The 22,508-nt window shown below is 61.3% G+C and carries 21 protein-coding genes and 1 pseudogene; 6 read left to right on the top strand and 16 right to left on the bottom strand.

Annotation, left to right across the window (positions count from 1 at the left end; genetic code table 11):
* Positions 1–1,042: 1,042 nt before the first annotated feature.
* Positions 1,043–1,444 (bottom strand): hypothetical protein, encoded by a 402-nt coding sequence (locus ACTHQS_RS09740; protein WP_440168153.1) that lies wholly within the window; start codon positions 1,442–1,444, stop codon positions 1,043–1,045.
* An 830-nt stretch (positions 1,445–2,274) separates the two neighbouring features.
* On the opposite strand from ACTHQS_RS09740, the gene ACTHQS_RS09735 reads away from it, so the two are divergent.
* Both ACTHQS_RS09735 and ACTHQS_RS09730 read left to right on the top strand, forming a co-directional pair.
* Positions 2,275–3,120: an MFS transporter gene (locus ACTHQS_RS09735; RefSeq protein ID WP_440168151.1), complete on the top strand. Its 846-nt coding sequence runs from the start codon at positions 2,275–2,277 to the stop codon at positions 3,118–3,120.
* A gap of 363 nt (positions 3,121–3,483) precedes the next feature.
* Positions 3,484–3,867 (top strand): annotated as a pseudogene (locus tag ACTHQS_RS09730) (IS21-like element ISMyma9 family transposase); the annotation flags it as partial.
* A 115-nt stretch (positions 3,868–3,982) separates the two neighbouring features.
* Here ACTHQS_RS09730 and ACTHQS_RS09725 read toward each other — a convergent pair.
* Entirely contained in the window at positions 3,983–4,294 is a 312-nt protein-coding gene (locus ACTHQS_RS09725) for a hypothetical protein (RefSeq protein WP_440168149.1), read from the bottom strand.
* Between the two features lie 1,954 nt (positions 4,295–6,248).
* On the opposite strand from ACTHQS_RS09725, the gene ACTHQS_RS09720 reads away from it, so the two are divergent.
* A complete protein-coding gene (locus ACTHQS_RS09720) occupies positions 6,249–6,488 on the top strand; it encodes a hypothetical protein (RefSeq protein WP_440168147.1) in 240 nt (79 codons plus the stop codon).
* Positions 6,489–6,727: 239 nt separating this feature from the next.
* On the opposite strand, the gene ACTHQS_RS09715 is transcribed toward ACTHQS_RS09720, so the two are convergent.
* The 13 genes from ACTHQS_RS09715 to ACTHQS_RS09655 all read right to left on the bottom strand — a co-directional run bounded on the left by ACTHQS_RS09715 (position 6,728) and on the right by ACTHQS_RS09655 (position 19,117).
* The gene (locus tag ACTHQS_RS09715; RefSeq protein WP_440168146.1) at positions 6,728–7,096 is read right to left on the bottom strand and encodes a hypothetical protein; all 369 of its coding nucleotides are present in this window, start codon (positions 7,094–7,096) and stop codon (positions 6,728–6,730) included.
* Positions 7,097–7,674: 578 nt separating this feature from the next.
* Positions 7,675–8,376 (bottom strand): hypothetical protein, encoded by a 702-nt coding sequence (locus ACTHQS_RS09710; RefSeq protein WP_440168145.1) that lies wholly within the window; start codon positions 8,374–8,376, stop codon positions 7,675–7,677.
* A 110-nt stretch (positions 8,377–8,486) separates the two neighbouring features.
* Positions 8,487–8,951 carry a hypothetical protein gene (locus tag ACTHQS_RS09705; protein WP_440168143.1) on the bottom strand — a complete coding sequence of 155 codons (465 nt, stop codon included), beginning with the start codon at positions 8,949–8,951 and terminating at the stop codon, positions 8,487–8,489.
* 160 nt (positions 8,952–9,111) lie between these two features.
* Positions 9,112–9,570, bottom strand: coding sequence for a DUF2199 domain-containing protein (locus ACTHQS_RS09700; RefSeq protein WP_440168142.1), 459 nt, complete (start codon positions 9,568–9,570; stop codon positions 9,112–9,114).
* Positions 9,536–10,186, bottom strand: coding sequence for a hypothetical protein (locus ACTHQS_RS09695; RefSeq protein WP_440168140.1), 651 nt, complete (start codon positions 10,184–10,186; stop codon positions 9,536–9,538). Before ACTHQS_RS09695 ends, ACTHQS_RS09700 begins: the two co-directional genes overlap by 35 nt.
* 140 nt (positions 10,187–10,326) lie before the next feature.
* Positions 10,327–11,079, bottom strand: coding sequence for a DUF4386 domain-containing protein (locus ACTHQS_RS09690; RefSeq protein WP_440168139.1), 753 nt, complete (start codon positions 11,077–11,079; stop codon positions 10,327–10,329).
* A gap of 39 nt (positions 11,080–11,118) precedes the next feature.
* Positions 11,119–11,385: a hypothetical protein gene (locus ACTHQS_RS09685; RefSeq protein WP_307427566.1), complete on the bottom strand. Its 267-nt coding sequence runs from the start codon at positions 11,383–11,385 to the stop codon at positions 11,119–11,121.
* A 197-nt stretch (positions 11,386–11,582) separates the two neighbouring features.
* The gene (locus tag ACTHQS_RS09680; RefSeq protein ID WP_440168137.1) at positions 11,583–14,237 is read right to left on the bottom strand and encodes a LuxR C-terminal-related transcriptional regulator; all 2,655 of its coding nucleotides are present in this window, start codon (positions 14,235–14,237) and stop codon (positions 11,583–11,585) included.
* A gap of 350 nt (positions 14,238–14,587) precedes the next feature.
* Positions 14,588–15,076: a hypothetical protein gene (locus ACTHQS_RS09675; protein WP_440168136.1), complete on the bottom strand. Its 489-nt coding sequence runs from the start codon at positions 15,074–15,076 to the stop codon at positions 14,588–14,590.
* Positions 15,077–15,247: 171 nt separating this feature from the next.
* A complete protein-coding gene (locus ACTHQS_RS09670; protein ID WP_440168134.1) occupies positions 15,248–15,967 on the bottom strand; it encodes a DUF2306 domain-containing protein in 720 nt (239 codons plus the stop codon).
* Positions 15,968–16,066: 99 nt separating this feature from the next.
* The gene (locus ACTHQS_RS09665; protein WP_440168133.1) at positions 16,067–16,762 is read right to left on the bottom strand and encodes a DUF4389 domain-containing protein; all 696 of its coding nucleotides are present in this window, start codon (positions 16,760–16,762) and stop codon (positions 16,067–16,069) included.
* Positions 16,763–17,214: 452 nt separating this feature from the next.
* A complete protein-coding gene (locus ACTHQS_RS09660; protein WP_440168131.1) occupies positions 17,215–17,901 on the bottom strand; it encodes a DUF4386 domain-containing protein in 687 nt (228 codons plus the stop codon).
* 514 nt (positions 17,902–18,415) lie between these two features.
* Positions 18,416–19,117, bottom strand: coding sequence for a TetR/AcrR family transcriptional regulator (locus ACTHQS_RS09655; RefSeq protein WP_440168129.1), 702 nt, complete (start codon positions 19,115–19,117; stop codon positions 18,416–18,418).
* 167 nt (positions 19,118–19,284) lie between these two features.
* On the opposite strand from ACTHQS_RS09655, the gene ACTHQS_RS09650 reads away from it, so the two are divergent.
* The 3 genes from ACTHQS_RS09650 (at position 19,285) to ACTHQS_RS09640 (ending at position 21,786) form a co-directional block, all read left to right on the top strand.
* Positions 19,285–20,268: an NAD(P)-dependent alcohol dehydrogenase gene (locus ACTHQS_RS09650; RefSeq protein ID WP_440168127.1), complete on the top strand. Its 984-nt coding sequence runs from the start codon at positions 19,285–19,287 to the stop codon at positions 20,266–20,268.
* A 14-nt stretch (positions 20,269–20,282) separates the two neighbouring features.
* Complete coding sequence (locus ACTHQS_RS09645) at positions 20,283–21,011, top strand: DUF4386 domain-containing protein (RefSeq protein WP_440168125.1); 729 nt, start codon at positions 20,283–20,285, stop codon at positions 21,009–21,011.
* 271 nt (positions 21,012–21,282) lie between these two features.
* Positions 21,283–21,786 (top strand): hypothetical protein, encoded by a 504-nt coding sequence (locus ACTHQS_RS09640; RefSeq protein ID WP_440168124.1) that lies wholly within the window; start codon positions 21,283–21,285, stop codon positions 21,784–21,786.
* A gap of 6 nt (positions 21,787–21,792) precedes the next feature.
* Here the strand turns inward: ACTHQS_RS09640 and ACTHQS_RS09635 are convergent, their stop codons facing one another.
* Positions 21,793–22,473: a TetR/AcrR family transcriptional regulator gene (locus ACTHQS_RS09635; protein WP_440168122.1), complete on the bottom strand. Its 681-nt coding sequence runs from the start codon at positions 22,471–22,473 to the stop codon at positions 21,793–21,795.
* Between the last annotated feature and the right edge of the window lie 35 nt (positions 22,474–22,508).

Genomic DNA, 22,508 nt, shown 5'->3' with positions numbered 1-22,508 from the left:
ACGACCTGGTTAGGAACAACGACACGGTCGGCCTGCTCAATGCCGCAGAGGTAGACCCCGTTGCGACCCATCTATGGGATGTTCCAGAACTTAGAACTGGAACACATCTGGTTGAGCCCGTTCTTCATTTGGTCCGTATCAGGTCGGCGAGTATCAGAGCGGACCAATCGGCGGAGCAGCACGGCGAAGTGCCAGGTTAGAGGGCGGCAGCACCGGGAGTACCTGCCCTCTGTCCAAACACTCAAGGTGCCAGTTATCGGTCCACGCCTGCCCGTCCGCCATGGAGCGCTCCTCCCCCACGCTCTTCAACCCCAGGAGCCGGCTTCGCTGTTGTCCTTCTGACGGCTGCCAAGCGGCTTTCCTGCGCTATCAGGACACTACGCACCGCCAGCAACGCTTAAATTCCCTACGTCGGTCTTCCGCCCGGCGATCAAGGAAAAGCAGACATAAGTGTGGACAGTGTCCACACCCCCTTTGGCAGGACAAACCGCGCGCATACGGCTCGCGGGACGTCTTAGTGGAGCCCACCAAAAAGATTCGCACCCAATTCGACGAAGTCATGTTGTGCCCGCAACCTCTAACCATGAATAGGTGTTGGCCACCCCCGGCCAACCCAACAGAACCGGAAGGAGGGCAGCATAAACCCAGCCACAGCAGGCGGAGGGCCCACCAGCCAGGATCTTGAACCCGCCACCCACACACCTGAATATGCTCAGCGGCAGCCTGGCCACATCCCGCACACCTAGCGTCAGAGGGACGCCACCACAAGCCATGTCAACACGTTAAAGCAAAAACCCCTCTGACGAGGGGATATGCCGTGCCCGAGGTGGGACTCGAACTACATTCCCGCCCTTGCAAACACTGGGAACCCGCGAAAACATAGGGAATCGGAAGCGGTACGGGGTCTGTTCGGCATGGTCAGAGCCGAAGGGCGTTGACACTGTCAACGGGTGTTTTCTCCCCACCTGGAACGTCGCTTCCTGACGGCCCATAATCCAACTTAGGGTGTGGCCAGGGGCCGGAGCGTACGCCCCCTCGGCTTTTATTTGGCGCAAGAGGCAGTCGTATCCGGCGAGAGCCCCAGCTTTAGGCGAATCTTCTGTGCAGTCGCAGCGCGCTCAGGCGGAGTTATCCAGCCGTTCCAAGCAGCAATTAGATTACCTTCCGTTGTTTGGTTGGCAACGTTTTGCGCCCCGCTGACGTCCTCGTACATGCCATTCGCTAATGCGGCAATGTCGGAACTAACAGCCTCAGGCCACATAACTTTTTCGGCGGTAAGGTTCTCGATAGCGGAGCGGTACGCATCCCGCAATGCCCCCGCTTCCGCCTTGGCAGCTTGCAGATCAAGAGGTTTGGTCTGTATAACGGTTGTCGTTTTATCCGCTTGCGCATTACTTGCACAAACAGCAGACAAGTAAGCCTTAGCCGCCTCATCTTTGCTCATGACAGTAGGTGTAGGCGTAGGCGTTGCTGTCGGACTTGCCTCCGGCGTCCCCGTCCCGCTTGCCCCTCCCGATCCGCCAACTGCCTGAGGGCCGCCGCTACAACCCGAAAGTGCAAGTGCCAACACCACGACAACATAAAACTCTTTCAAAGCGCCCCCATTTAAGCCAAAGCAACGATGCATTGAGGCCAGAGTAACACCACCTAAGCCACCTGCTGGTGGACCCTTTACTCCCGCTGCAACGAAATAAGCCGAGGCTAAACGTTTCCCAAATACGGACGTGGACGAGGCAGCTATGACTACCGGTCTGGCAACGCCCGGCTTTGCATTAGCTGTTGTTTGCGAAGTCCCGGCCCGAAAGCTTCTCTACGCGTTCGCGACTAAACGCACTTTGAGGACCAAGAGGCGCTACCGCTGCAGGCTTCGCCATCCTCGCCACGGCTCGTGTGCCTTGCGCGGACTTTCCCGGGAGATTGCCGTGCAGCTCAACGCTGCGTCCTTGCCTGATTATCAGTTCATAAACAACTATATAGATGACCCCTACGCCGTCGATGCCGTCCGCGTTGGGATGCATATTTATGGATCGTCTCGCCCAAAATTAGAGGTGGAAAGGGTAATCCGCCACGTTCCTCTGCTCGGACCTGGGCGGCTCCCCCGCTTTCAGCGATCCCGACCAAATACATGATGGCTGCCGCTGGTTTGTTAATTAGAAAATGTGACAGGACAAACGACCATCCGAGGGCTACCGCACAAGAGATTGACTAACGACTCGATGTTCCCGCCTCGACACCGCAGCACAGTTTTGACGCCAAAGTCAGGAATTACCGGCCATGCCCTCGGAGCAGTTGCTGACCTGGGGTTGGCGGCTTCCGTTCTGGGCCTCCGCCATCGTCGTCGTCGCTGCATACCTGATCCGCCGCCACATCCAGGAGCCGCCCGAGTTCGTAAAGGCCCAGGCTGCCAAGGTGAACGTCGCCCCACTCCGGCATCTTCTGCGCTTCCACTGGCGCGCGGTGCTGCGGATTGTATTCTGTGCGCTCATCGCGGGCACGAGCTACATGATGCAGACCTTCTCGGTGGCATTCGGTACCGCCGGGTACAAGCTGGATAAGCCAACCATGCTCCTGACGACCACAGTCTCGGCAGTGATCGCCCTCGGAGTCACGCCCCTGGCAGGATTCCTTGTGGACAAGATCGGCCGCAAAACGATGTTCCTCATCGCAACGGGCGGCGCAGGCATCACCATGGTGCCCTACCTGTGGTCAATCACGACCGGCAACTGGTCGCTGATCTTCCTGTTTGGCATCATCAACTACTCCCTCTTCTACTCAATGGTGAACGCGTCCTGGCCCTCGTTCTTCGCAGAGATGTTCCCCGGCCGGCTGCGCGTCTCCGGCCTCGCCCTGGGCACCCAGATCGGCTTTGCCATCTCGGGCGTCATCGGCCCCGTTCTCTCGACAGCACTCGCTGGCCCCGATCTGAAAGATTGGGTTGGGCCGTCCATGGTCGCACTCGGGTTCATGGTCCTGGCAGGGATCTCAGCCCTCACCGCCAAAGAGACCAAAAAGTACACGCTCAAGGAACTCGACGAAGTGCAGCAGGGCGAGCGGGAGACGGCCGTCCTCACGGCCGCGACCGTGTCTCCAGGCACGGCTACGCACGGTCTCGCTGGTTAGCCTGCCGTGTGCAAAAGTGACGGGTAAGCGTCCGCCTGAGCCGATCGCGCACCAGCTGTACTGGGTCAGGACGTTCGTTACATCGTGAATACGGAAAGACCTCTTAGTTTGGTGGCTACCACACAGCCAACGACTAAGAGGTCTTACCGTCCAGCCCGTAATGCCCGCTTGGCATAGGGCCCTCCGCGCCCGGGGGTGGAGGTGCGTAAGCCAGAGGTACACCCCAATCTGACAACGGAATGTCTGGGGGTCTGGACTTCGTTGTAGGAGGGCTCTCGAACTGTCGGTGACGGTCGAAAACTGAGCCATCGTGACGGTTGAAAGCTGAGCCACCTGTTCCAAACGATTGGGTGGGTGATCACAGTGGAGGATTGGGCGCTTATTCGGCGGTTGCATCTTGCCGAGGGTGAGTCGATGAGGTCGATTGCTGCGCGGCTGGGGATCTCCCGGAACACGGTCGCGAAGGCGGTCAGTGCGGAGGGTCCACCGACGTACGTGCGTGCGCCGCAGGGGTCCGGGATCAAGGCGATCGAGCCGGCAATCCGTGCGCTGCTGCTGGAGAATCCGCGGATGCCGGCTACCGTGTTGGCTGAGCGGGTGGGCTGGTCGGGGTCTCCGGCCTGGTTCCGGGAGAACGTGGCAAGGATCCGGCCCGAGTATGCTCCGGCTGATCCCGCGGACCGGATCAGCCGCGAACCCGGGGATCAGGTCCAGTGCGATTTGTGGTTCCCGGAGGTGCGGATACCCGTCGGGATCACCATCAATGGGATCACCTCAACCTCGGCCGGCCGGTAACCCAGCGACTCAAAAAAGAAGGACTCCACCGGAAGCGATAAAGCCCTTCCTTTATGTAGGTCTAATTCTAAGGATTACCGGCGTTCGCCATGATGAGCACGACGACCAGCAGCCAGATGACGCCAGCGATTGTGTCGATCCAGCCTAGGATCTTTCCAAGGGTGGCCGAGTGGTGCAGCGCTTCTGCCTTTCTTGCATTCGAGATCGCGAGGGGGCCGAAGACTATACCAAGAATGAAGAAGCCGATCACACCGAAGATGGTCGCTTTTTCCTTGAACTTCGAGCCCTGAAAATGTTCCAAGGAGTTGTTCTGCTGCACGTTCGGGTAATTCGGGTACTGGTAGGGCTGTTGTTGGCTGGAGCCTTGCGGGTAGGACATGACGGACCTTTCTGAGTGCTGGTTACGCGGGGCTTCCCGCGCTACCGCACCTGTCGGCCGTCGATCGTCCCCCGGCTAGAACATACCCTGCAACGCAGTGCTGGAACAGACTTTGCCCTCGATTTTCGGAATTTGTGCCCGCGATCCAGAGCGAAAGTTCTCCCTCTTCGCCTGCGTTCCTCAAGAATGGCGCAGGAAGTACTCACGAAATGCTCAAGAATTTATCAAGGCGGCGATCCAACCTCGGTCAATGGCATGCGCGCAATAGCTCCACGAACATAACTAAACGGGACGCCCGCCCCCTCCGCCGCACAAAGAAGCCCTCAATAAATGACAATGCGCTATCAGTAATCTACTGGGTATGTCACCGGACCCTTCATCAAGGTCATTTCTTCTTTTTATTACGAATACTAATAGTTTTGCGAAGTCCCGGGCGATGGGAATTTTGTCCCATTGCCCGACCACCTGCTACACATTGTCTACTTGGCTTGACGCGGACCAAATAGAAGGCACGCCCGCGCTATTGGCCTGGACGGTGTTATCCATGCCTTCTCACCGACGCTCGGTGAGGTGCGTGACTACGCCCCCAAAGACCAGGAATACGTCCAGAAATCGGCGCGCAAGTTGCTGGGCTGCGGGGCCGGGGCTGCTGGCACTGCTGGGACAGCCTGGATCGCGGCCATGGAGGTGGGTGCCGTTGCGGAGGTGCGTGAGCACGCCGTCGACCCGAGCAGGATAATCGGCTTCACGACTGCGCCTTTGACCCTCCGCCCTGTGGGCGATCCCTTATCGGACGACTTCAAGTCAGGCGAGCTGTCGACCTCCGGAAGCTTTCAATGCTGACGCAAGAAGTGAAAGACTCCACACATGGCGAATGCTCGGGGTGGTGCGATGTCCAACGAACAGGGGATCCGGAAATACATCCTCGTTTTGCAGTGGCCAGCAACATCTGAAGCGGACTTTGATGCGCTCATCTCGATGGAGGGGGCTCTGCTTCAGTCCGATCTCCTGGATGCATACGGCGTCGTAGATGGGCACGACTTTGGCGCCGGCGAGATGAACATATTTATCCACACCGACCGACCGCTAGAAGCTTTTCAGCACGCGATGACGTCACTGGGCACTGATCCGCGATGGCCCAGTGTACGGGCGGCATATAGGCCGGCAGATGGAGAACGCTATGTGGTCGTTTGGCCGAATGCGCTTCAAGTGTTCTCAGTGTCGTGATGCCAGAGGCCGAAGGTGCGGAATGAGTCTTCGGACCAGTTCGAACATTTGCAGCCTGAGGACGGATGCGCACCTGCTTTTTGCGACCGGCTTCTTTTCGACGATCGCTGACATTCCCCTTGGGCTGTAGAGATTGGCGCCCGTAAGCCGGTGGCCCAACGGACGCAGTGCCCGACAGGGGGTGGCTGAGCGGACGCCGCGTCCGGTAAAGGATGGCCTAACGGGCGCTCCTGCGTTCGATAGGGGATGGACTAACGAGCGCTCTAGCGGCGCAGTAGGCAACCGGCTTATTAAGTGGAAGGCTGTGCCTATCACGGCATCAAGGCCGTAATTCGATGGGGGACGAATATGCAGTGGAGCAAGCCCAGACCAGGCAATCCTTGGCCTCAAGACATGCTGATCAGGGTCACGGACGACCCTCACAATCTGACCCTGCTGCTCTTTATCCGGCACGCGTGGTCCATCGCTGGAGACGTGGAGCTGCCCGAACTCGCCCCTGTGCCGAATACAGGTCGTTCGAGCCTTCCGGCGTCCCCTGGTCGAGCCGAGTGGGAAAGGCGGTGGAAGGAATCGTGGAATCAGGCGTGGCAGTGGTTTGAGATTGAGGATCCATCGCGCCATCCCACGTCCTCTGCCGAGTTCCGGGAGCTGACAGACCCAGCTCTTGGCCTCAATCCTGTTATTCCTCCTTTCTGGACGCAGCAGTACGAATGGGAAGGCTTGGATAGTGACGCCTATCAGGCTTGGGATCAAGGTCTCGTCCCGAAATTCCCTCAAGACGCCGAACGACAGGTCCTTTCCGGCGCTGATCCCAGCATGGGAAAGCGGCATCGACAGCATCATCGTTCTGCCTTATCGCGGTTACTTTGCGCGGCGCATAACCCGCCGGCACGTGGTTGTCTCTGCTGAAGTCAGAAGCACTCCCGAGCAGTACAGCCGGGCGCTAACGGAAAGCATCTCCGCGTAGGCCGCCCGCGGCCGGAGTAACTAGGGCACCTTAAGGCGAAGGAGCCGACACATGTGCCGGCTCCTTCTGGGCCTTGGCCCGACCGGCCAATCAAGGATGCGTCTCGCTATTGGTGGCCTCGGAGGTCGCTTGTGTAGTCGCTCCGGCCATAAGACTGATTCTCCACTGGAAGGCTGGTCTGGTTATCCTCTCCGCGGAGCGCCCGGTGAAGGATCCCTTGTCGGGCGGCATATCGCCTGTCAGGAACAGATATTGAGAAAGCCTGTGGCACCGGGACGAACAAGGAAGGTGACGATGTGGCCATTGTCGTCCCGAAATACAGCCTTTGAACCGGACACGGTCACAACGCCGTCCTGATGGGGGTTTCCCCATCCCGGAGGTGGATTGCCCTGACCGTCGTCCAATGGTGTTTCGGCAATGAAGAATGTGTCCTCGACGCGCAATTCCTTGATTCCGCAGTGGGTATAGAGCCGGCTTGGCATGCCCGAAGCAGCGGGGATTGGTGTTTCCGGGGAGGCTTTAGTCACCGGTGTGGCGGGACCTGCGCACGCACACAGGACAGCCGATAGCGTAAGCGCCAATGATGACAGTCTGACTTTTTCGGCCATTCGACCGCACCCCAATTCCCGATCAGGCTCAAGAGTATGCCGCGGGAAAGAGCGCCACAATGCTAAAGCTGATCACGTTTTCCTCACGGCGTCCGGTAGAGGATCCCTCCACCGGGCGCTTGAGACGCCGGTAGGGCCACCGGCTTCCGGCGCTTGTGTTCAGAGGAATGCAGTGAATTGGGTGGCCTATCGTGTTGCTGACCGCTGTTGTAGGCTGCGGCCATGTCAGAGCCGGAGGGTAAGCGTCTTCAGCCGAGAATGACGCGTGGCAGTTGGCGTCTCTCCGTCTGGTCATCAGGCCTGATGGTTCTTTGTTTCTCCGTCCTGGCAATCTGGAGGTTGACTGCCGTTGATAGGGACATCGCTGCACTGTGGATCTACTGTGCAGTCGTCCTGGCCAATGCGGTCTATTTCCTTTACCTCCTCCGTGTCCGTCGAAACGATGCCATTTTCTGGGTCGATGAAGAAAGGCGGAGAGCAGAGTGGGACCGTCGTGGCAGGAAACTGTGAATCAGCCGGCGTCAACGTTCTTCTAAGGATTCCTTAGCCGGGCGCCGATGAGGTCCGTAAGGGCTGGGCTAGACGATGGCTCCGTCGTTGAGCCGTATCCGCCTGGAGCGGCGCGGGAGCCCGCGCGCCCAGAATGCCATCATGAGGCCGGCTGTCGCGGCTCCTCCCGCTTCAATCCAGGATGACGACCAAGATCCTTCCGGGGTGGGAATCGCAAAGGCAACCACCACCACCGCGAGCCCCAGCAGAACCTCCACGCCGGCCTGCAACGGTCTGGCGCGATACTCGGGGTAGGCTAGCCGGACCAAGGGGATGATCGGCAGTACGAATAATCCAGGGCTGAAGACCACGAAGATCACGTTGAATGTGAAGATGAGCAGGCCGAGCACCAGCAGGCCCAAGAACTTCAGGACTTGCAGCACGGGGAGACGGTTCGTTGGTGTCCATCGGCTCAGCAGCAGCCCCCAGGCGGGCAGTCCAAGAAGCCAGCCGCCGGCCCAGAGGCCCAAGTTCAGCAACGCCAGGACCACGAGCAGGGCACCAGGCAGCAGGAATGCCGCGGCCTGTCGCAGCGACGGACGCCTCCCAGTCGGGACGAAGATGCACGCACCGATCAGGAGATATGCGACCACATACCAGGGCAGGAGCTGTATCACCGGCACCTGGGACAGTCCAAACACCAGCAGCGTCAGCGAGGCGATCATCACGCAGACCCCAGCGAACGCCCAGGGCCGGCGAGAAAGGTTTGGTACGGCATCCCCCAATGTCATGAACCGCACTTTACCGGCTTGATGCGCCCGAAAGCCTTGCCATATGTGACAACCGTGCTGCAGTGATGCAGCGCCCTGTGGGGGATCCGCTTACGGGCCAAGCGCTTCAGCTATTGCTGCATCCCGGAAACCTGCAGGTAGTGTTCGCGTACTTGGAACCAGTCGTTTGGTCCAGGCTTCCCGGGATAGGGCAGTGGTGTCATGGCCAGCCGTAATGAAGGGATGACGCCCACCTGCCATTGGTCTTGGTAAACGATCTGGCCAGGATCACCTGAAATTTTGCGCTCCCATGCGACGTTCTTTGCATCGAGGATGTCAAGGAGGGGTTTAAGGGGGCCTGTCATACCGTCAGCGTGCTCTCTGAACCATGTGACCGCGCCAATGGAGTTCCCATCTCCATAGAATGGGGGGTTTGGCAGGTTCTCCTGGAACCAGGCATCGGCTAGGGCGTAGCGGTATATTTCCTCCTCGCTGAGTCGACCCGTGCGGCGTAGATGGTCCACCGCGACGAATACGCCTACGGGCGCGCCTGTGCGTCCCACATACTTCGCCTGGAACCGCTGGAAGATCGCCACACCCGCATGATTTCACCATCGGGCCTCGCAACACCACCCCAAGCAACGAAGGGTGCTCCATCAGCGAAGCTTCTCATAGAGACGTTCCGGGAGCTGTCCGGTAAGCCGATCCCTTACCGGACGCCTCATGGGCTCCCAGCGGCCGTATTGTTGTTGAAACCTAGCCCATTAACGCTTGATTGATTTGGGCCAGCCGATGCAGCGAAATTCCCGTCTGTTGTTCTCTAACCAAAGGGTGGTCGATGGACGGGTCGAGTACACAACAGGGAACCACTCCTGGTTCCCTGTTGTGTACGTGCGTTGCTAGGGACGTCGTGGGCTGGTCGTAGGGCAGCTCGTTGCATAGCCAGCCGAACACAGGGGGCATCGAGGCTCGCGCGGGGTCATCCCAGTGGTCTGCTATTTTCTGGACGCTTTCTTGGCTGAGTGAGACCCAGGCAGACCAACTAAAGACTTCACCGGGTGCATCAACAAGAGGGATTTCAATGTGTCCTCTAAGGAAGTAATGCCGTTCCCGGGACTGCCCCGGCTTTTGTTGACTCGGGGTCTTAGGCCGCTGTGAGCGCGGTCCGGTTGACGGGGAATTAATTCGGTTCCTCTCCTGCTGGTGACACCGCATTCAACTGGTGGGCAGTGGTTGCTGACCTGCTTTGGAGCATCCAGAGGGCGAGCCAGACGACCGAGGCGCCCAGTAGCGCCAGGGCCAGATCAAGTGCCAGCTCCGGGACGAAGTTGCGTAGCGCGATTGGAATGGTTGCGATGCCGGAGGCGATTGTTGGGATCCGGGGTGCTTTGCCGTCCCGTAGCAGCGCCAGAGAATACAGGATTGATCCGAGTAGGAAGATCATTGAGGCTGCCACAAAGGCTGTTCCGAGCGGACCTGCCCGCAACGTAGCGATCTGGGAGGGGTCGAGTCGGACAAATACCAGGTTGATCACCCATTCCACACCGGTCGCGGCGGCGAGTCCCAGGACGTTCAGCACGAGGGCGACCGCGGAAAACTTTGATGATTGGCGCAGGGCAACCGCGGCTAGACCGATGACCAGAATGATTGCGAGTGCCTGTGCCAGGGGCGCAGCAAGCTGCGTCGCTGAATTGAGTGGAATCAGTTCGGCACGCTTGGCCGCATTGACGAACAGGACCGCGGCTGCGGCCAGGCCCGTAACTGCTGCGAGGCGGACCGGAAACGGGGCAGGTGTTTGTCTGTCGAGAGTTGGGCTGGTGGTAGTCAACATGGGGTTCTTCTTTCGTGGGGGTGTAGCGGATTGCGGCGATGGGACTGGCGCATCCTTTGTCAGGACAGGTCAGTTTCCTTATTGGATGTGAAAGTGCGCATTTAGATCTGATCCTTTTCAGGATGCGGGTGTTTTGATCGTTAGGCGGGGGCGTCACTGCGGGCGGGCGTCGTGACGGCAGGCGCCATTCCTGTCGTGATGGGACTGGGCCTGAAGCCTTTGGCGACCAGCCAAATGCCCAGCGAAAATTCCCAGAGCGCAAGCAGGAGTGCGCCGATCCCGGACAGTATGGACACTGGTCCCCAGAGTCCGAACAGCGTTCCGGCAACAGAAGCGACGAGCAGGGGCGCTCCAATAAATCCCAGCATGGGAAGAATCCGCGGCACCAGCCGCGACTTGTACATCAGGGAGCCCAACAGCAGGGCGTTCAGGGCCGGGAGGAAGCCCTGTCCGAGGACCGTGGTCCAGGTGTGCAGGGAGAGCAATGCCTGCCCTGTGATCAACGCATCTGCTCCGGCTCCGGCCTGCCGCAGGGTCACAATGGCGAGGAGGGCCACGACACCGGCGAAGATGGTGGCGGCCTCCAGTACCCGCACGCTGACGAAGCCCAGCGCGAGCCCTTCGTTCTGCCTCTTGATCACCGGGTACAGCGCGACGCCAGTGCCGATGCAAGCAAGGGCCACGATGATCTCGAGGACGCCACCGAAGATGATGGCGGTGTCCGGTCCCGGTCCGGCGATGTAGTTAGGGTCCGTTCGCACCGGACCGTAGAGAGCGAGTGTCGGGATCGAGATAAAGGTGATCAGGTAGAGCACGCCCGCGGCCAGCGCGGTCTTTCGCAGCGAGCCCATCGGGACTCGTTTCGTTGCTGCTAAAGGGTCGATGCTTGTCATGGTGTCGCTCTCCTTCGTGGAATGCCTGGGAAGCATGAGCTATCGGGGCTCTGTGGTGGACTCGGGCTTGTCGGGTTCAACCTGAGTGACAGAAATCAGCGGCAGGCCGATATCGCGCACTTTTTGGAGCAGACCATGCAGTGCGGCCTGGTCAGCCACGTGGCCGTGGAGGATTGTGGTGCCGTCGTTTTCGTTCGTCAGGCTCAGTGCGTCGAACCAGGCAGTCCACCGGGAATCCAGGTGGCCTTCGAGTCGAATGTCGTACCATCCGGAGTTGTGGTGATGGCCGGTCGGTATTTCGCTCACGGCGCTCCTTTCACTGTGTCCGACTGGATGGACCTCAGCCGGCGTTGCGGCTGTTTCGTTGTCCTGATCGAACGGTAGAAGGAGACCTAATGACCACGCGTCATCACACATGGTGATTAGCGTGGTGATTTATTCACCGGGCCTTGTCATGCCATATTCCGTCCATCCGCGGCGGCCCGGGCTGGCCGGTCGCTGGATCAGGACAACAGGCCCAGTTCTTCGGCCCTGCGGACCGCTGCGCGACGGCTGTTCACGCCGAGCTTGGCGTAGATATGACTGGTGTGCGTCCGCACCGTGTTCAGGGACACCGTGAGTTCGTGAGCGATGCCCGGACCGTCGAGGTCCGTTCCGAGCAGCCGGAGAACGTCCAGCTCGCGTTCACTCAGCGGCTCGATCAAGCCCTGATTGACGGGTGCGGTCTCTTCGGTGTTGTTGTTCATTGCCGTCAGGAGCCGGCGGAGGTAGCCCGGGGCTGTCCGTTGTTTCACAGCCGCCCTGAGCAGTGAAGCCATCGGTGCGCCTTCATCAGCGAAAATACGAACGTAGCCCTCCGGCTCGGACAACGCTGCGGCTCGCTGCAGGAATGCCAGCGCCGCCGGGATGTCCCCTCGCATCTGGTCGGCAAGCGCATGAAGCACGAGGATCTCGATGATGCTTCCCGTTCTCCCGCCATCCTCTGCCGCTTGCAGAAGGCGGCCCAGCAGTCGGATTGCCTCGTCAAGGGAGGGCGTTGAGCGCTCTGCTGTGTGCCGGGCAAGGAGCACCCGGGCAAGAGTGATGTGCTCGAACTCGCGAAGGTAGCTGAGTTCATCTTCCGCTGTCAGGGCCCGCTCCCGCACCCAGCCGAGCGCTTGCCCCAACCGCCCTTGCGCGACCCAGGTCCGTGCTCTCAAAGCCGGCACCGGACGAACATTGGGGAAGTAATCGCTGACGTAGAGCCGGTCAGCCTCAGCCAGGAGGTCGAGCGCTCCGGCCAGGTCTCCTTCCGCCTCCCGGATCCGAGCCATCGCGACGCGCCAGCGATACAGATTTTGCGGCAGCTCGCTGAGGGGACCGAGCTGCTGGCTGCGCACTAAGAGCCGGGCTGCGCCCTGCAGGTCGCCGCGCTCCCGGCAGACCCCGCTCATGCCCACATACATGTCGGCTGTCCCCCGCAGAGCCGATCCGTGCTGTTCAGGGACGCGCTCCAGGGCCCGTTCGTAGGTGCGCATGGCGTCATTGAGATGTCCCTGGGCCAGCCGGATGTCCGCCAGCGCGATCGCGCATCCGAAGGTGTCGGCAAGGTGCCGTGCACGGTGCAGGCCGGCCATGCATTCGGCATACGCCCGATGGGCTGCCTCGAGCTCCCCACGCCCCCAGTAGGCGAGTCCCAGCAAGCCGGATGCGGCGGCACGGCTGAGATGATCCCCCTCAGGTGCAAGCTCAAGTGCACGCTGGGCATGACCCGCCGCCCCGGATCCATCGCCCCGGCCCAGCGCCAGCGCGGCCCGATACACCTCAATCGTCTCGGGAAGGCGGCGAAATTCCTCCTCGTCGGCGACGACCATTTCCGCTGATCGGCCTTGGATTTCCTTACTCGTATCCGTCGGTGACTTCAGCCACCGTTCGACCTCCCGCAGCCGGGCCTCGGCTTCCTCGACATCGCCGCTTACGACCAACGTCCCGACCAGCCCCACGCCCAGCACGGGCCTGACGCGGACCACATCGTCCGGGAGCACCTTCAACCAGCCGCGCAGCACGGCCTCCTGCCGGTTCCGCCGAATGGCGGGAACCGCTAGCTCGACGAGGTGCGCCGCCCGATCGAAATCCTTCGCGGCCACGGCATGGCGGACAGCATCGAAGGCCTGACCATTCTGTTCGTACCAAGTGCTCGCCCGCCGATGCAGAACCGGGAGCTCTTCGCCGGGCTCCTCCAGCAGGCGTGCCCGTAGAACGTCGGCAAAAAGCTGGTGATAGCGATACCACTGACGGCGGTCATCCAAGGGAACCAGAAACAGGTTCGCTCGCTCCAACTCCACGAGCCTGAGCTTGCCGTTGTCCTGTCCGGTGACGGCATCGCACAGCGGGCCGGTAAGCCGATCCAGGATGGAGGTTTCGAGCAGGAAGCGTTGGACATCCTCTGGTTGGCGCTGCAGGACCTCCTCGGCCAAGTAGTCGACGATGTATCGGTCGTCCCCGGCAAAGCCTGCGATGAAGGCGGCGAGGTCTTCGCGACCCTGCATCGAAAGCGCAGCGAGCTGGAGCGCCGCGATCCACCCTTCGGTGCGTCCTTCCAGCGCTACTATATCCCCTGCCGTCAGCTCCAATCCCATGGCGCCGTTGAGGTAAGCCGCCGCCTCGTCCGCAGTAAATCGCAGATCGGCGGCGCGGATCTCGACGAGCTCGCCCCGTGCCCGTAACCTTGCCAGCGGCAACACCGGGTCGGCTCGGCCGGCGATTACGAGATGCACCTGCGGTGGCAGGTGCTCCAGCAGGAAAGCAATCCCGTCGTGTATATCGGGTGCATCGATAACGTGATAATCATCGAGAACCGAGACCACATCGTTCGAGACGGCGTGGAGGTCATTGAGCAGGCTGGCGAGCACCGCTTCGATGGGCGGCTGCGCCGACTGCAGGAGCGAGAGCGCAGCGGCGCCAACCCCATCGGACGCCGTCTTCAACGCCGTGATGAAGTACGTCCAGAACATCGTGGAATCGTTGTCACGCTTGTCAAGCGAGAGCCACGCCGCCGACCATCCATCAGCGGAAGTGGATGCGAGCCACTCCGTCAGCAACGTCGTCTTACCGAAGCCGGCCGGAGCCGACACCAGCGTCAACGTGGACTCCGCTCCACGGTTCAGACGCTCGCTCAACCTCGGACGCTCTGTCAGACCCCGTCGCCGTCTGGGGACGCGGAGCTTGCTCTCAAGCAGTGGGCCCGCCATGACCGCCTCCCCTCTGCAGACAGTGTACGGCTGCCACGACTGGTGCCAACGGCCCATTCCGAGTCGGCAGGGCGAAATGCTCGGCCCGGGTGATCATCAATGTGGACTGTGAACGCCCAGTACTAGCCAGCTTCTACATAGCAAGACATAACCCCGTTCACCTGACCCGGTTTTTCACATCCAAGGATGAGGCGATGACCTGGCTGACGGACGGTCTTTTGCTGACCTGCCACCTGTAGGGCAGGGGTTACGGTTTGGTCGTCATGGTTGGAGGCAACCTATCCAGCCGTTCGTCTCCAGCTGTCCCCGGGCGCCTTCACGAAGCGCTTCCACACGTAGTCCCAGGGCGTCACGGCCAGGATGGCGGTTACAAAGAGAATACTGAAGAGCATGTCGGAGGCGGCCTCGTCCATGTCGTTGGCGATGAGGTGGGGCAGGGCTACGATTCCCAGCCAGAGCACTTTCCAGATCACTTCGAACATGAGAATCGGGAGCATTCCGATGGGGTACCTGAGTCCCAGGAGCGCCAGAAGCGACATCGCTGTCAGAATGCAGACGACTACGCCGTCCATTACCGGCATTGACGCTGCCTGGAGAAGCAGGGGCCATTTGACGATGATGAGCCCTACTGCCATCAGCAGGTAACCGCCCCGCATCATGTGCAGGCGGAAGGTCGGCAAAACCGCGCCGGCCGGGCCGTCCTTCCCGGGTATAACTGTCCGGGGATGATGATTCAGGGGCAGTGAGGATGCGGCGGGCTGTGACATGGTCAGAATCCTTTGATGTTTGGTGGTCCGGCCCGCGGATGCGTTGCCGGGGCCCGTGGCTTTCCGTTATCCGCTGCCGCAGCAAAAATCATGGCCACCTACCTTACTACCGAGCAGTACAGGTGGGGACTTCATAAGATACGTGACGCGAGGGCCGGAACCGGCCCGACGTTACGCAGCTTTGGGCGGGGGCTGGGCGGGCCGGGCAGAAGGGCCGGACGCCGGTCCGGGTCCGTGGGCGCGGCGGTAGATGAAGTACTCGGCTACGGCGAGGCTGAGAACCCATGACGCCCCGATCAGTAGCGCCAGGGTGAGTTCGTCAAATGGTCCTATCAGCAGGATCCAGGGGATGGTTACTACGACGATGGTTCCCTGGGCGATGCCGATGGCGTATGCCCGGGACATCCACTCACTGTGCCGGACGTAGTTCCGGCGCCGCACGGCGATGAATCCCAGGACAATGAAGGCCACCATTGCGGAGCCGAAGACCAGGCGGAGGGCGAGCAGCAGCGGCCCGTCAAGGGGTGGGAGGTCGTAGAAGATTGCCATCCACAGGCCGGACAGGGCGGCGAGCAGACCGGTGGGGGCAAGAGTGCGTCCGGCAATTTTGTGCCAACTGGTCCTGCCGCGCTTGCCCCGGCGAAGCGAGGGAACGAACTGGAACGCCCCGAGCACCAGGTACACGGTGACGGTGGGGATGTGGATCAGGACGGGGATGGGCGAGTCGAAGAACGCGGCGTTATCCGGTGTGATCTGACCTCCCGATAGTTCGGTCAGGCGCAGTCCGCCGGCGATGATCGGGACGAGGCTAAGGAGTATCAGGGAGGAGGGTACAAGCCATCGGGCCCGGGGTGGCTTGGGACGGGAGCGGGGAATGGTTTCGGCTGTCATGGTGTCGCTCTCTGGTGGGTGCGCTCACGCACTCGTCGGGTTGAGTCGGTCCAGGAACCCCCCAGAGTCCCCTTGTGGTTGTGCTGCAACCAGGCTTGGTCACCGCGTGGCCCCGGTCGGCATCATGCAGGTGTGGGAGACCCAGCAGGGTTCGTTGGAGGATCGAGCGCGGCCTTGGTCGAGCCGGAACGGAGGGTACTTGTCACTCATCAAGGCCGCGTACGTGATGGTCCGCACGGTCCAACGGTTAATGCCCATCAGCAGGTCGAAGATCCCAAGACGGTAAACGCCGGTGAAGAGCAGGATGACTGCGGCGATGCATGCCAGCAGGCTCAGCACTGAGATGCTCGCCGTCGATGACGATGACACGCTTCCTGTGAGGGCGGTGACGATGAGTAGTTGTGGCAAGGCGAACAGCCAGGACTTGAAAAGTACCTTCCAGTGCGAGAGCTTCACCGGGTAGGCAACGTCCAATTCCGCCGGATAGTCGCTGCGGGCGAGGGTGAAGGGCGGATAGCGGTCCGTGGCAAGGGCGCCGTATGCATAAAGCGTCACGCGCCAGTTCCAGCGGAGTACTCCGACGGTGAATTGGAAGAGCGAGGCCGGATAGCGGCCGGTGAACAGGATCGCAAAGCCAGCTGCCACGGTCACGACCAGGAATGCGACCCACAGCAGGGCAAGGATGATGTAGTGGGGAATAACGAGGATCCATTTGGCCAGCCAGAGCCATCTCGACAGCCCCGGGTCAAGGTGCCCGGTAAGTTCGGACGGTTCGTTCCCAATGCGGTCGGCCACCTGCGAGGCCCCGGGCGCGATCCCTCGTCCCGGGCCCCCGGCTCCCGGCTCCCAGAAGAATTAGGAGTACCGCCGTGCCGATTAGTAGGAGCGCGGTGGTGAGTCCATCCATTTCCCGCGGAAGCGAACGGTAGGCCGACAGCGCACCCACCGCGGCGAGTCCGAGCAGGACCCCCAGCATCAGGATGGCCATGGGCAGCGCGGGCATTCTGGCTACTGGTGAATTGGGCCCGCGGGCAGGATTGTCGGGCATTGACGTGGACATGGCTTGCTTCTTTCATAAAGGGCTCACGGTTGGAGTGCCAAGAGCCGGCGACCGGATTAACCGCCCGCCACAGCACAGGTTTCGTACTGCGTACGGTCAACATACCGTACCTAGTACGAACACGCGATAGGGAGAGGGGCGGACAGGTACCGTTACCGCCGGGGGTGTGGCTCAGTGGGGCTGATATTCACGCGATGCGCCTGTGTATCGGACCGCCGTCAACGACCGTCCCGGCGTGGCGGAAACCGCGGGCGATGAGCCAGATACCGAAGACCACTTCAAATAGCCCTCCGGGAACAGCTCCGATGAGACCCGCACCTTTGACGCCCAACAGCTCCAACAGCGAGCCGGCGGCAAAGAACGCGTATCCAACAAAGCCACATCCCGCCAGGAATCTGGGAGTCAGGCCTGAGCGGAAGAGGACCGCGCAGAAGAATAGGCTGCCGATTCCAAGTCCGGACATTGCGACGTTGTAGGCGACGAAATTCCCGGAGATCGCGGCTGAGCCGTTGAGTAACAGCAGGCAGCCGACACCGACGGCGAGGCCGATGCCCTCAAAGATCCTGGTGGCCAGATACCCCAAGGCAACGGCCTTGCTGTGCGGCTGCAGGATGGGGAGCATCAGCACGCCGATGCCAATGACGACGAAGGAATTGGTGAGCATGAGCGCGGCGCCGACGACGAGCATTGCTCTGGAGCTTTGGTCAACAGACCCGGCCAGATTCGTTGCGATGGCGTTGCCGATCCCGTAGGTCAGGAAGCCCGCAAGAAAGAGTGTCCCGACGATCCGGGCTGTCGCCCGCACGCTTCGGGTTAACGGCCGCTTAGGGATGCTGGGTTGCCGGAGGTATCCGCTCGGCATTGAGGCTGACATGGCTTTCTTCTTTCGGGAATGTCTGGCTGGGGGTGGTGTGCAGGTTCGGTCCGGCGGGAATTCGACGGGTCCCCTGCCGAATGACAGTCGCCGGCCAGTCTTAGTCGCGCTTTTGGCCGCTTGGACGGGGTTCCGTGTAGGGAGGTTCCGGATCATCCCCGGAAGGTCCTGAAGATTGGTTCATGGAAGAGATGCGTAAGGAGCTCTTCGTACTTTGTACGCTGAGCATACCGTACTAAGTACGACAAAGCCATAGCGCGGCGGTACCAGTCGACGGCGTACGGGCTGCGCGATAAGCCGCGGGGACCCATTGAAGTGCCGGGCCTGCATTCGCCGTGTTCCTTCGACTCCAGCTGCAGGGCACCTCCCTGTCGTTACCTGCTTTTGGGATCCATAGGCTCCGCGGACGTGGTCACTCCTGGGAATCGGCCGGCCAATCGCAGGAAGCCGGATGGTCGAGTATTCGCCCTCCGCTCTTCACCACACGGTTCGGCCGTGATGGGTGTTCGTTCCTTTACGTCGTCTGCTGCGACTGGTCCTTGCCGCTGCTGGGGATCGCCCGTGTGAGCCCGTCGAGAATGACGTTCAGCCCGAAATCGAACTCGTCCCCGAAGTCGTACCCGGGTTTGAGGACGTGCTCAGTGGCGATCTCAACGAGATGGGGGTACTGCCCGCCTGAGAAGCGTTCAACAATCGAGGCGGTCACCTCGACGGCGGCGTCCGGGCCATGGAAGGGCAGGGCGGCTTCCTGGAGGGCTGCTCCGTAGATGTAGCTGTCGAGGAGCGCGTAGGCGTGGGCCGTCATCTGCACGGAGAATCCCGCGGACCGCAGGGTAGCAAGGGTCGCCTCGTGATGGCGCAGGGTTGCAGCCCCAGGAGATGCGCGGGCCTCCAGCAGCCCCACGGCCCAGGGGTGGCGCTTGAGCGCAGCCCGCACTGCGTGCGCCCGTCGGTGCATTTGGTCACGCCAGTCCCCCGCCGGGGATGGCGGCTCTATTTCGTCGAAGACCATGTCCACGATGCCGTCCAGGATCTCATCCTTGTTGGCCACGTAGTGGTAGAGCGACATCGGCTTCGTCCCCATGCTGTTCGCGAGGGAACGGATGGTTAAAGACGCGATTCCCGACTCATCGGCGAGGTCGAGGGCGTATCTGAGTACCCTTTCCCGGCTGAGTGGAATGCGTTTCGGGGGCAGGTTTTGCGTGCTGACTGACATCGTGACTCCCAGCCGTATCGGTTTAGTACTATGTACGCTACCATAACCGTACAGCGTACGAAATTGCGCTTTCAATCCAGCATCTAAGGAGAGCGGCCATGACCTCACCGGATCAGAGCGTCACAGAAGGTCTGTTAGGACGCCCAGCGTCAGCAGGGGAAGTGCCCATGCGGGCCATAGTGCAGGAGGCCTACGGACCCGCCGATGTCCTGCACCTGGCGCACATTGCCCGCCCCGCCATTAGCGAAAAAGAGGTTCTGGTCCGTGTGCACGCGGCGGGACTGGACCGGGGCACCTGGCATGTCACCACCGGACTGCCCTACGCCTTGCGGTTGGTCTACGGCACCCGCGCCCCTAAAAACCCTGTCCCGGGGCTGGACCTTGCCGGCACGGTCACGGCAGTCGGGGCAGCCGTGACCAGGTTCTCGGTCGGGGACGAAGTCTTCGGTTTCGGAAAAGGTCCCTTCGCTGAGTTCGCCGCCGCCCGGGAAGACAAACTCGCCCGCAAACCTGCCAACCTGACCTTCGAACAAGCCTCGGTCGTTCCGGTCTCGGCCAGCACCGCCCTGCAGGCGCTCCGCGCCGCCCGCCCCATAACGCCGGGGCAGAAGGTGCTGGTCCTGGGCGCCTCAGGCGGGGTCGGCAGCTATGCCGTGCAGTTGGCCAAGGCGGCCGGGGCCGTGGTCACCGGCGTGGGCAGCACCGCCAAAATGGACCTGATTCGCTCCCTCGGGGCCGACCACGTCATCGACTACACGCGTCAGGACTTCGCTGACGGCACCGCACGATACGACCTGATTCTGGACATCGCAGGAAACCCCACCCTGGCCAGTCTCCGCAACGCCCTTACCCCTAAGGGAACCGCTGTCATCACCGGCGGGGAGGAAGGCGGATCCTGGACCGGCAGCATGGACCGGCAGCTCCGGGCCCTGGCCCTCAACCCGTTCATCACCCAGCGGCTGACCATGATCACGTCAAAGCAACGCGCGTCGGACCTCGAGCACCTCACTGGACTTATCGAAGCTGGCACCCTTACACCGGTCATCGATCGGGCCTACCCCTTAGAGCAGGTCCCGGACGCCATGCGCTACTTCGACGCCGGCAAAGCCCGCGGAAAAATCTCCATCACCATCCAAGCCCCACTAGCCTAAGAGAGAAGCCCGCCATGTCAGTATCAGCACCCTACGGTTCCCTGGACGCCACCGGCAACCGACTCACCAAATCCCTGCGTGCACCCAGCCTGGTTGCCGGAACCGCGCTGCTGCTCATGGCGGTACTGTCCGCCTGGGGCAACTTCGGTATCCTGGAAAACCTCATCACCACAGGGGACACAGCCAAAACCGTCGCGGATATCTCCGCTTCAGAAGCACTGTTCCGCATGGGCGTAGCCGCCCTGGTCGCCGTCGTCGTTCTGGACGTCATCGTCGCCGCAGCGCTGTTCGAGGTGTTCGAGTCCGTGGACCGGGGCCTATCGATGATGGCGGCCTGGTTCCGGCTCAGCTACTCAGCGGTCTTCCTCGTCGCCATTTGCCGGCTCCTGGAAGTGCCCGCACTCCTGAAGAACGACGGTGGGCAGGCGGTGCGTATGCTGGACGCCTTCGATGCCACCTGGAAAGTCGGGCTGGTCCTCTTCGCCGTCCACCTGCTGCTGATCGGCTACCTGGCCGACCGGTCCGGGTTCATGGCAAGGATCTTCGGCGTCCTCCTCACCATCGCCGGACTGGGCTACCTCGCTGATGGATTCGCCACCATCCTCGTCCCTGATTTCCCGCTTGGCTTCGCCGTGTTTGTTTTCGGCGGCGAAGTAGCACTCATGTTCTGGCTGCTCATCAGGGGCCGCCAGGTCCGGGTCCCCACCGATTCTTCCCCGGTTCCCGGAAAAGACATGCCATGAACACGCCCCTGCCCCCGGCCCGGAACATCAGCCGATCCTACGGGCGCGCCACCATGCGCTTGGACGCCCTAAGGGGAGTTTCGCTTCAGATTTGTGCCAGTTAATCCCTGGCCATCGTCGGTAAGAGCGGCTCAGGAAAGTCGGCGTTCATGCTTCTACTGGCCCTCCTGGACCTGCACGACGGCGTCGCAGTCCTTATCGGAGGAGGAAAAGACGCCACTGGCTACTCAAGCACCCGGCAGGGCAACCCTCAGCACAGAGGAAACCAACCATGAAACAGGACCACGGCCACGCAATGAATGGCCCGATCGTGCTGACCACCACCGCCACCGAAGGAAGTAGGAACGCCCAAAGGGACCCGCACGCAGGCGTTGGATTGCCTACCTTCCGCTTGAACCTGATGCGGGGCGGTTACCTGCTGATGGCAGTGGGCCTCATCATCGTCAAATGGCCCCTCCTCCGCCAGGCCGCTTCCATGCCCGTGCCTGACGGAGTGATCGTCTGCCTCCTGACAGCGATGTCGCTCCTGGCACTCCTGGGCCTCAGATATCCCATCGGGATGCTGCCGATCCTCTTGTTCGAGGTAATCTGGAAAGTGCTGTGGTTGGGGATCGTAGCGCTGCCCTACCTTCTCGCCAACGACATGGACACCGCCACGGCCGACATGCTCTTCAGCATCCTCTTCGTTGTCGCCATCCTGGCCGTGACCCCCTGGGACTACGTCTGGAAGCGCTACGTACTGACTCCCGGGGACAGTTGGGGACGAACCGCCTGACGGCGCTTACGTTCGGGTAAGCCCATCGAGCACTTTGTGAAGTCCCCATCTGTACTGCTGGGTAGAGACGTAGGTGGCCATAATCGCTGCCGCTTCAGCGGAGAGGGGGTAGCTGGTGGCCGGTATTGCCGAAAACCCCTCCAGGCGGGAGGCAATTTTCTCCGCTTCCGAAATTCCCCTGGGCCCATCACCCAGCTCTGCCGCCTCGAGGGCTATCGAGCCGAAGACGTAGACGATCAGCAGGTAGGACGCCCTCGCGGCCTCGCCGGCGTCGAGCCCGGAATCCCGAAGCGTTTCCATGAGGTGTTCGTTCAGGGCAAGAGCCCGCGGGCCGTCCATGGGCCCGCCGATCATCAGGTTCACCGCTCCCGGATGGGCGGTGAGCCGCTCCCTGAGTTCCAACGCCAGGGATTCAATGCGCTGGCGCCACGGAACGTTGCGGTCCGAGAATACGGCCAGGTCAACCTGCCCCAGCAGGTGCTCAACAATGGCTTTGATGACTGCCGCCTTATCGGGGAAGTACGTATAGACGGCGTTCGGGGCGACCCCGACCCGGGCAGCAATCCCCCGCACGGAAGCGGCATTAACTCCGCCCTCGTCGAGAAGGTCAAGGGCTGCGTCCATGATCGCGTTCTCGGTCAGGGTCCTGCGGGGCCCCGGTTTCGAACTGCGTGCCTGCGTCGTCATTAATTCCTCTCTTGACTTTCCTCTGTACAGCGTAC

This window comes from Arthrobacter sp. SAFR-044, from assembly GCF_051965175.1.
Taxonomy (GTDB): domain Bacteria; phylum Actinomycetota; class Actinomycetes; order Actinomycetales; family Micrococcaceae; genus Arthrobacter.
The sequence above is the reverse complement of the archived record's forward strand: the minus strand, read 5'-3'. Positions and strand labels throughout refer to the sequence as shown.